The sequence below is a fragment of the Leptospira wolbachii serovar Codice str. CDC genome, from assembly GCF_000332515.2.
GTDB lineage: Bacteria > Spirochaetota > Leptospiria > Leptospirales > Leptospiraceae > Leptospira_A > Leptospira_A wolbachii.
The window spans coordinates 1-9,958 of the sequence record NZ_AOGZ02000006.1 but is presented as its reverse complement, the minus strand read 5'-3'; the positions used below and the strand labels follow the sequence as shown (position 1 = coordinate 9,958).

General features: G+C 35.1%; 11 protein-coding genes. All 11 read right to left on the bottom strand.

The genetic code is table 11. The features are described 5' to 3' along the window. Nucleotides 1–664: 664 nt before the first annotated feature. Nucleotides 665–1,003 (bottom strand): type II toxin-antitoxin system RelE/ParE family toxin, encoded by a 339-nt coding sequence (locus LEP1GSC195_RS01735; RefSeq protein WP_015679797.1) that lies wholly within the window; start codon nucleotides 1,001–1,003, stop codon nucleotides 665–667. A gap of 314 nt (nucleotides 1,004–1,317) precedes the next feature. Next, the gene (locus LEP1GSC195_RS01730; RefSeq protein WP_015679795.1) at nucleotides 1,318–2,094 is read right to left on the bottom strand and encodes a putative signal transducing protein; all 777 of its coding nucleotides are present in this window, start codon (nucleotides 2,092–2,094) and stop codon (nucleotides 1,318–1,320) included. 209 nt (nucleotides 2,095–2,303) lie between these two features. Further along, nucleotides 2,304–2,729, bottom strand: coding sequence for a type II toxin-antitoxin system HicB family antitoxin (locus LEP1GSC195_RS01725; protein ID WP_015679791.1), 426 nt, complete (start codon nucleotides 2,727–2,729; stop codon nucleotides 2,304–2,306). After that, the gene (locus tag LEP1GSC195_RS01720) at nucleotides 2,726–2,905 is read right to left on the bottom strand and encodes a type II toxin-antitoxin system HicA family toxin (protein ID WP_232227624.1); all 180 of its coding nucleotides are present in this window, start codon (nucleotides 2,903–2,905) and stop codon (nucleotides 2,726–2,728) included. The genes LEP1GSC195_RS01725 and LEP1GSC195_RS01720 overlap by 4 nt, the downstream gene beginning before the upstream one ends. 262 nt (nucleotides 2,906–3,167) lie before the next feature. Further along, the gene (locus LEP1GSC195_RS01715) at nucleotides 3,168–3,488 is read right to left on the bottom strand and encodes a hypothetical protein (RefSeq protein ID WP_040506209.1); all 321 of its coding nucleotides are present in this window, start codon (nucleotides 3,486–3,488) and stop codon (nucleotides 3,168–3,170) included. Nucleotides 3,489–3,490: 2 nt separating this feature from the next. Beyond that, nucleotides 3,491–4,102 (bottom strand): DUF559 domain-containing protein, encoded by a 612-nt coding sequence (locus tag LEP1GSC195_RS01710; protein ID WP_232227622.1) that lies wholly within the window; start codon nucleotides 4,100–4,102, stop codon nucleotides 3,491–3,493. 698 nt (nucleotides 4,103–4,800) lie between these two features. Then, on the bottom strand, nucleotides 4,801–5,511 hold the full coding sequence (locus LEP1GSC195_RS01705) for a hypothetical protein (RefSeq protein ID WP_232227620.1): 711 nt from the start codon (nucleotides 5,509–5,511) through the stop codon (nucleotides 4,801–4,803). 726 nt (nucleotides 5,512–6,237) lie between these two features. Next, the gene (locus LEP1GSC195_RS01700; protein WP_015679794.1) at nucleotides 6,238–7,089 is read right to left on the bottom strand and encodes a DUF2971 domain-containing protein; all 852 of its coding nucleotides are present in this window, start codon (nucleotides 7,087–7,089) and stop codon (nucleotides 6,238–6,240) included. Nucleotides 7,090–7,262: 173 nt separating this feature from the next. Then, nucleotides 7,263–8,198, bottom strand: a complete 936-nt coding sequence (locus LEP1GSC195_RS01695; protein WP_015679793.1) for a HEPN domain-containing protein — start codon at nucleotides 8,196–8,198, stop codon at nucleotides 7,263–7,265. A gap of 646 nt (nucleotides 8,199–8,844) precedes the next feature. After that, the gene (locus LEP1GSC195_RS01690; RefSeq protein ID WP_004787799.1) at nucleotides 8,845–9,234 is read right to left on the bottom strand and encodes a HEPN domain-containing protein; all 390 of its coding nucleotides are present in this window, start codon (nucleotides 9,232–9,234) and stop codon (nucleotides 8,845–8,847) included. Then, a complete protein-coding gene (locus LEP1GSC195_RS01685; RefSeq protein ID WP_198012755.1) occupies nucleotides 9,224–9,532 on the bottom strand; it encodes a nucleotidyltransferase domain-containing protein in 309 nt (102 codons plus the stop codon). The genes LEP1GSC195_RS01690 and LEP1GSC195_RS01685 overlap by 11 nt, the downstream gene beginning before the upstream one ends. Nucleotides 9,533–9,958: the final 426 nt, after the last annotated feature.

The window sequence follows — 9,958 nt, the reverse complement described above, 5'->3', positions numbered from 1 at the left end:
ACGCGTAGACAAAAAACGTTCAAACCATACCTAGATATAATTCAGAGAAAAGTTATTTGTATCTCTTTGAATCTTTAAGAAAAATTGCGCGCTGATTTTTTTTAAGAGATTTAACCAATTGCAATTAACGAACTAGACTAACCGACGTAGGCTGGCCCTGAGTCCCGGTAACGGGACGTTAGGGACTGGAACGACACTTGCGAATGCAAGGGGAGTGCCAGAAGCCTATGTGGCGCAGCCCAAGCGAGGGCTCGTCCCGATGCGAAGCGGTTAGTTGCTGTTATGCGACGTTTCCGAGGTAATCAATCAAATTAAGCCACGGATGGCGTTTATACTAAGCTTTTAAGAGAACAAATTCCTCTTTTTTCTTGTTTCTTCTTGGAACGGCTTTAATTTCAACATCAAAGCCACAAGCATGAACATAATCGATTAAAGTAGAAATTTTAATGTCAGATCTAGACTCAATTCTAGAAACGCTTACCTGGGAAAAACCATCAACATCGGTTTGTTTGATACCTTGGTTTTGTCTTAACTCAGCGAGTTTTAGTTTGAAAATTTCTTTCTGAGCCTCAGCCTTTGCTTGGTTAATTATATCTTGCGGAACAAATTTAGCTAAGTCAGTATCAAAGTTTTTTAATTCTTTTTTTGTTTTTTCTTAAGCATCTTACAAATCTCCCAAGTATTCAGAATATAATTCTTCTGATTTTTTAATCATCACTGGATAAAACTTTTTCGAAGTCGCTTTGTTTCCGCCAATGAGTAAAATAGCATTTCTTTTAGGGTCGAAAACAAAAAAGATTCTAAAAGGTCTATTTTTGCTGTTAACTCTAAGTTCCTTAAGGTTTTTAATCTTAGATCCAGTAATAGTATCTACGTGCGGACGTCCAAGCCTAGGACCGAATTCCTTAAGAATTTCAATAGAAACTAGAATATCCTTTTTTGCGTCATTATCTAGTTCCTTGATCCAGAGAATTAGTTCCTCAGTTCTCTTTATCTCATACACTAGACGTAATATAACATAGGAGTTATATCTGTCAATAGGCTTTTTTGTAGCTTTTTATCCTTTATTATCTCTCTAACGGGCATGGACGCCCGTTTTTAATTGGGCTCTCGGAAATGTTCGCATAACGAACTAGTGGAGACGACGTTTCCCGACCCTGAGTCCCGACGGGACGTTAGGGACTGGTCACGTAGCTTGCGTATGCAAGCGAGTGCCAGAAGGGGAATGTGCCGCAGGCCAAGCGAGGCCTTGTGCCGAAGCGAAGCGTTTCCATGCTGTTATACGCTGGTTTGAATGTACAAGTTTTATTTAAATATTTACTTTTGGATTTCGTTTTCTTCGAATCTGAAATTACCATTTTTGTCTTTGTATTTTTTATCTGGCAATCCATCTTTATTAAATTTAATTAATTCATCGTAAATTCCATCTTTGTCTGTATCAGTGTATTCAAAGATTTTTTTACCATAGAAATCATATGTAATTTCAACAGTATCGTAATCCAATAGGCTAGGGTTGAATACTTCTGAAACTAATTTACCATCGTAATTGTAGAATTTTGCATTTATTCTAATACCTGAAGATTTGTCATAGCATTGAGTTGAAATCGAATTATTTCTGATTTTGTCATTTAAGGTTTCGTATAGGCAATTTTCTCTATCACTATAATAGTAATTCATATTTGGGTTAAAAGTTGCGTTGTAAAATTTTTTGAAATTATCAATTTCAAGTAAATAAAGAATTAGAAAAGTAAAAGTTGATATTGAAAGGAGAAATGAGAGTAATTTGAATAGTGCTAAATTGTCTTTTTTCTCAGAAAGTGCTTGGATAGATTCGTATTTTTCATCAGGAATTATTTTTATTTTATCTTCGATAAAGACTTTTCCTGGAATTTTTCCATTATCTATTATTGATAATGCATCTTCAAATTCACTCTCTTCTACATATAATTCTAGTAAATTCGAATTTCTAGGAATAATTCCATTTAAGACATCTAAATCTTCACCCTTTAAGATAGGTTTTATTCCATTTGCTAATAATGCTGATTCGATGATTTTTATTTTACTATAGTCGATAGATGTAAAAACTAATTTCATATTATTTCCGGTTTTATATTTGTTTATTCAAACTTGCGTATAACGAAATAGTGGAGACGACGTTCCCCGACCCTGAGTCCCAACGGGACGTTAGGGACTGGTCACGTAGCTTGCCTATGCAAGCGAGTGCCAGAAGGGGAATGTGGCGTAGCCCAAGCGAGGCCTTGTGCCGAAGCGCAGCGTTTCCATGCTGTTATGCGACGTTCGTGCTAAACACTAATCAGATTTTCGTGAAAAACTTCTTCTAATCTTATTATCGTTTTTAAGGTAGGATTAGATTTATGCGGGTCTTCGAACTTTTGATAAGTTTGATAAGCAATATTGAGTTTTTGAGCAATTTGCTTTTGACTTAAGCCTTGTTTTTCTCTACTTTTCTTAAGCCAGATAGCAAAAGAGACATTTTTTTCAGGAGTAATGAATTTGATGTCCTTTCCTTTCAACTTTGAGGGTTCAGGAATATTTAATTTTCTAGAGTCGATAGATTCTAAATAACCTGTTAAAGCTTCTTGAGCATTTAAAATAGCTTCATTTTCATTTTCGCCAAAAGTAAAGCATCCTGGTAAATCAGGAAATTCAACATTGAAGACTTTATCTTTTGAACTGTATTTAATAATAGCTGGATAAGATATTTTCATTTGAGTCCTGCCTGTTTAAGTATTGCATTCATAGTTCCAGTTGGAATGTCTCGGTTACTATGAACCGGAACCGAGAGTGTTTTGTCTTTTTTCTTAAGGATATGGTGCGATCCAGTGATTCTATCTAATTCCCAACCGTCTTTCTTTAGAATCTTTATTAATTCTTTTCCCGTCACAAGTAACAATACAGCATTTGGGCTGTATTTGTCAAATGGTTATTTCTGTCATTTTTAGGTTAGGAGAGATTTTCACGACTGTTCGCATAACGAACAAGACTTACCGAAGTTCCCCGACCCTGAGTCCCGACGGGACGTTAGGGACTGGCATGTAGCTTGCGCAAGCAAGGCGAATGCCAGAAGGGGAATTTGCCGCAGGCCGAGCGAGGCCTTGTGCCGAAGCGTAGCGGTAAGTTGCTGTTATATGCAGTTGGCCATTTCATTAATTTATTATTCTTAGCGCTTTCTTAATTATTGGTGCTACAGTGTTAATGTTTATATTATTCTTTTTGCAATATTCTGATTTAATCCAATCAGCTAATTTTTTAGTACCTTTGCTTGAATTGCAAGCTGAACAGCATCTTGCAATGTTGTCAAAATTAATTATTGTAGCATCATTGATAATGTGTTCCCATGTGGCAGCATTTTTGCGAGATTTACCTTTAGGTACCTTCTCATCCAGCATTACATTGCAATAAACGCAAAATATATCTCGTTTTCTAATTTCGTTTTCCAATTCTATTGGAATTTTCCATTTATTCATATCTAATTATTGGTCAGATTGTACTCTCTCTCTAAAAAATGTACGCCTGTTCGAATAGGATCGTTTTGCTTCCTAAGAAATTCAATGTTTGTGATGTATTGTTCTGGAAATTTCTTGAAATCATCTGCCATTCTTTTTAAACCAGCGGGACATAGGTAAGCAGGAGTGTTTAATCCTTTTACACCTAAAGAAGGAATTTTTTCATCAAAAAGAGTTTCTGCTACATTTATTTCAAATAATGTTTTTACAGCTTTATTAGATAGCTGAATAAAGTAAGGTATCCGCACAACTTTATAACCGAGACTTTTATATAGAATTGTATTTTTTAAATCTTTTTCGATAATATCAGGTTTTGTATAATGCTGAAGTCCATCAAATTCAATAACGATTTTTAAAGATTCACTCCTATAGTCTGGTCTGCTTCTATATTTGATTCCGTCGATTTCTCCGAGAGTTTTATCATGTATCCAGTCATGATTGTCAGGAAAGATAACTGTAAGATATTCATCGAGACCAGTTCGGTGTAAACCAGTGTCTTTATCTATTCCAGATTTTTTTGCTAAATCCGCCGTTTCTCTTAAGAATCCCCACTTTTTCATTATTTGTAAATTCATAGAATATTTTTGGCCAATTGCATATAACGAACTAGGCTTCCCGAAGTTTCCCGCCCTGAGCCTCTTGGAGGCGTTAGGAATCGCGGGAAATTTGCCGTAGGCCGAGCAAGGGCGCAAGTCCCGCAGCGAAGCGAGAAGCCGCTGTTAATTGCAGTTTCTGAAAGTAAAGAAGCGATATTTGCAGAAAGGAAAGAATTGAACTGATGAATTTCTCTTTTTCTTCGTTTCTTGCTTTTTTCTTAAGTTTCTTATTCTTTCCTTTCTTATTACCGTAAATCTTGTTTTCCGCTTAAAATCCCAAGTAAGGCAAACGCAAGTGTATTCAATTGCACAAACGTATTTGAAAAAGCGTAAAAGATTAGAAAGACAAAGTTAAGGGAAAAAGTTTTCGACAATCTCTTTGAAATTTTCTTCTTTCTTAATTTCTTTTGTTTTTCTCTTTTTTATTTCTTATTCACTGCTTAGCTTAATTAAGCGGAAAACATTTTTTCTTCATTCTTCCACTAAATTTTTCAGAAATTGCAATTAACGAACTAGACTTACCGAAGTTCCCCGACCCTGAGTCCCAACGGGACGTTAGGGACTGGCATGTAGCTTGCGTAAGCAAGGCGAATGCCAGAAGGGGAATTTGCCGGAGGCCGAGCGAGGCCTCGTGCCGAAGCGTAGCGGTAAGTCGCTGTTATATGCAGTAAACCATTTTATAAAGCTTCTTCCAAAATTTCTGATTTAATCTCTATATCATTTTGAATGAATCCGAAGTATCCACTAATCAAAAGAATTGGAGCAAGTTGGTAATGTTGAAATAATTTCGCTAAACCAATAGAAACACCGACATATGTAAATGTTAAAGTTCTAGTAGGATTGAAATCTATTTTTTTATCAGAAATGAAATTAATTGAATACTTTTTGTTTGATACATCGAGATCATCACAAAAATTTGAGTTTTTAGAATACTTCAATTTTCTGAGACTGTAAGATTCTATTGAATTACATTTTTCATTTATTATGTTTTCTTTACTTCTTTTTTCGTTTATTCCAAAATATACGGTATGCAAACCACTTAGATTTGAGTAAAAAGGTGTTGTGTTGGATACTTTGACTCCAATTGATCCTACATATTTTCCTTTTGGTATTTCTATTTTAAGTTTATTACCATTGATATTTTCGCTAAATTTAAATTTTGATCCAAATTTAAAGTCATCCTTTGAAATATAATCAATTGTTTGGAGATTTATTTCAATTTCCTTTGTTACTTCAGTTAATTTGGTAAAATTAATTTCTATTGTTACATTTTCTTTAGATGTATCCTTTAGATCAGTATTGTTGATTTTCGTTTCGTTTGGTGTTGAACAAGAAATTTGAAATGAAACTATTATTATTAGATTTTTTAGATTTTTTAGATTTTTCATAAAAGATTGTATTTGGTTTATTGCATATAACGAACTAGGGGATACGACGTTTCCCGACCCTGAGTCCCGGAGGGACGTTAGGGACTGGAACGACGCTTGCGCAAGCAAGAGGAGTGCCAGAGGGAAATGTGTCGGAGACCAAGCGAGGCCTTGTGCCGAAGCGCAGCGTTTCCCCGCTGTTACACGCAGTTTCCGAAAGTAAAGAAGAGATTTTTCTAGAAAGGAAAGAATAGACCTGATGAATTTCTTTTTTTCTTCGTTTCTTGCATTTTTCTTAAGTTTCTAATTCTTTCCTTTCTTATTACCGTAAATTTTGTTTTCCGCTTAAAATCCCAAGTAAGGCAAACGCAAGTGTATTCAATTGCACAATCGTATTTGAATAAGAGCAAAAGATTAGAAAGGCAAAGTTAAGGGAAAAAGTTTTCGACAGTCTCTTTGAAATTATCTTGTTTCTTAATTTCTTTTTGTCTTTCTCTTATGTATTTCTTATTCACTAATTAGATTGATTAAGCGGAAAACCCTTTTTTTCTTCATTCTTCTGTTAAGTTTTTCGGAAATTGCGTGTAACGAACTAGCCTTAACGACGTAGGCTGACCCTGAGTCCCAACGGGACGTTAGGGACTGGAACGACACTTGCGACTGCAAGGGGAGTGCCAGAAGCCTATGTGTCGCAGACCGAGCGAGGCCTCGTGCCGAAGCGAAGCGTTAAGGCGCTGTTATACGCCGTTAAGGAGTTACTTGCTCTGGTTTTAATTTGTATGATTTTTTATCTGCAATCATCTGATAAACCTTGATTTTTTCGATATTATTTGAATTGTATATTTTTATTTTTTGTAAATATTTATTTCGGTCAATAACAGGAATTTTTGCACCTAAATATATTGCATCAATGGTTCCTTTGGCTGCGATCAATATATTTTTATGTTTAATCATATAACTATCTAATGTTAAGGCTCTATACTCTTCTTCATATTTCCATGAATTATGCTTATTTTGAAAAAAATTATATATATAGCTAGGGTCATCTTGCCATCTAAGCCAAGGTTGCGGCATTTTTTTTCCGTATAATACACGGTTTGCAATTATTATATTATTTAAGATAGGAATGCCTGTATTAAGTTGACCATCTTCTAATTGCAGTCCAATAGCTCCTTTATCATTCAATACTTTAAAGCTTACACACAAACCTTGATGGTTATTTGCATAATGACTCCAAAGAGGAATTACATTATTAGACTTCGAGAAACAAAATATTCTATTAATGTCGCCTGCGGTACTACTTAAAGGTAATTGGTCTTCACTGATATCTCTGTCGGCATTTTGCAAGGCTAGCTGTTCGGATGTTTGTGCTGGTATACCGGATTGACTAAAAAAGTTTTTCCACTTTTGATAATTACCACGGTAAATTGTTACGGATTGGCAATCGAAAGGATCGTTAAAATCATTTGGACTGGAAAAATAAAGCTCTCTATTAAATATAAGACGCTCAGTGTATTCATTTAATTCTCTATATTTATAAAGATTGGTGATTTTCCTATTATAGAAATTATCAAGTATTGGACGTTTATATTTTTTCATTTTTTTTCCTTAATGGCGTATAACGAACTAGGGGAGACGACGTTCCTCGTTGCTGAGCCTACGTAGTAGGCGTTAGCGTCGGCGCGTCTTCTTGCGTAGCGAGAAGCGTGACGGAGAGGAATGTGGCGCAGCCCAAGCGAGGCCTCGTGCCGAAGCGAAGCGTTTCCCCGCTGTTATACGCTGTTTGAAAGTTTATAAGGTGAGTCACCAAATCCAATGGCATTTAGCTTTGAAAATAAATCTTTTTTTTCTGGAAATTTTCCAAGTAAAGAGGATATTACTCTTTTCAGATATTTTGTAGTGATCTTAGTATATTCGAGAATTTCATAGAAATCTACCTCGCCGTTATGAACTAGTTTTGATCGAAGATTATATGCTTTTTTCATTTTCTCGAATATTGCTTGTGATTCTTCTGGTGTTTCTCCGATTAGAACCGCTGTGCATCTAGCCAAAGTATAGCTTATTTGATCTTTTCCTGTATTGAATAATATTTCAAAAGCAATTAGTATACTTAAAAAACGCATATTATCATTTAGATAGTATGATAAATCTAAATAATTTCTAGAAGAGTTAATATAACTCGGAATATCCAATTTATCAATATTTTTTATTAAATTTAGAAGATTGGGATATTCCAATTTGAATTTTTCATTAGTTACAAATCCAATTTGTCCACCTAGATGAGCAATTGCTTTATATGTGTTGTTGTCATTCGTTAGGTAAGCAATATGGAATTCAGGAACTTTTATATATCCAGAACTAATTATATTGATATAGGATATTTTTGAATTTATATCACTACTTATTTTCTTTGCATCATCTATTAGTTTACTAGGCCAACGAATACTGGAAATCGGTATTCCTGAATCGTTGCATTCTACTTCTGAGTTTGGAAGTTCAACGTATAAATAATAATAGTGATCTTCAGCTGTAGAAAAATAATGGCCGATTTCAAAAAATCTATCTCTACCGGATAAAGTGTAAAAGAATTTTTGGACATCTATAAAATTTAGCGTATTGATTTCAACGGCTAAGGTATCTTTCAATAATAATACTTGATCAGATGCATTTATGAAAGGGGCAACTAGAAATAACGGTTTCTTATTCATGATTTTTCAAATAGCGTATAACGAACTAGCTAACCGACGTAGGCTGGCCCTGAGTCCCAACGGGACGTTAGGGACTGGAACGACACTTGCGCAGGCAAGGGGAGTGCCAGAAGCCTATGTGTCGCAGACCGAGCGAGGCCGTGAGTGCCGAAGCGAAGTGGTTAGCGGATGTTAATTGCAGTAGGTTTCTGCAGATAAAAATAATTGTCGAAAGGGAAATCTCATCAAGCGCGAAAATTTTCGATCCGAATCTTTCTTTTCTTATAAATTTATATTGGAACTAGCGAATTAAAAACTCATCTTTCTTCGTTTAATAGAAAAATATAAATCTTTAGCAAATCACAGCTTGATAAAAGATTATTTGGAGAGAGTTTCCACTACTAAAAGGCAGTAATATATTAATTCCTCAACCCTTTCTAAAGAAAATTTTCGCGCTTTTTTTTTATATGATTTAACCTATTGCAATTAACGAACTAGACTTACCGAAGTTCCCTGACCCTGAGTCCCGGACGGGACGTTAGGGACTGGCACGGAGTTTGCGGATGCAAACGAGTGACAGAAAGGGAATTTGCCGTAGGCCGAGCGAGGCCTTGTGCCGAAGCGTAGCGGTAAGTCGCTGTTATGCGTAGTTGACCATTTATAAAATTTATTTTTTTATTAGATTACTAGCCCAATTAAAAACAAGTTCAGCTAATTCAATGGCCTTTTCATATTCAGCATTAAGAATTTCTTCATAATCACCGGGATATCTAGTAGAGACTGCATAATCGGTTAAAATTGCAAGTTCATCAAAGAAACTAGGTTTTTCAATTCGATCTGGCAATGAAAGCATTAGAGTTTTAATATTGTGAGTAAATAGAAATTCCACATTCTCTTTTATCAAAACAGCTTTTAAAGATTTTTCAGCAGTTTGTTGAGCATGAAAACAAAGTTGATTTAGTAAAATATCATTTTTATCCCCAAGTTTAGCCAGGAGTAAATCGCTTTTTGCATGAATAAGCCAAGCTTCTGGAGAACCTGGGTCATCATGCAGCATAGAGTTCTAAACCATTTTTAAGTGCATGAAAATAAATTAAATGTCGGATATTAGAATATTTTTCGAGAGTTTCGGGAGTAGCGACAACAATGTCAAATGAGATTTTGATATTACCTATATTTTTATAAAGATATTGCGCAATTTCCCTTTTATTAGTTCCGTCAGGCATAATGATTAGAAGATCATAATCACTATTCTTTCCTGCCGTTTTAGTTGCTCTTGAGCCAAAAAGGATAATTTTCAATGGATTTACGAGAGAAATGATCTGGGTTTTTAAAATTTCTAGCTCTTTTTCCATAGGCATAAGATATGGCAATTTATGAAAAAATCAAGCAAGAATAAGTGATTAAAATAGGCTTATTTCACTAATTAAATTCAAGGTCTTATTCATGTCCTGAGGCATACATTTGGGTATGACTTCAAGACATGGGTAACGTTCATGCGTCAGGAGAAGGGTAGTACTTTTTAGTAACCTTCCTTGGTTTATGAACTTTATATGAATTGGAATCAGGATTAATCAAGAATAAATTTTGATCGAGATTACCTAACTTATTATTTCCGAACCAAATAGAAACGGAATCGAATTCTTTTTTAATACCGACATTAAACCCGTTAAAGGATTTCCGATCATGATGAGATTTCCATTGTAATTGATGTAACCGCGATCGTTAACATGTCTTTGCTTGAATCCAGTCTACGCGTAGGCGATTAGAAGTTCAGCGTT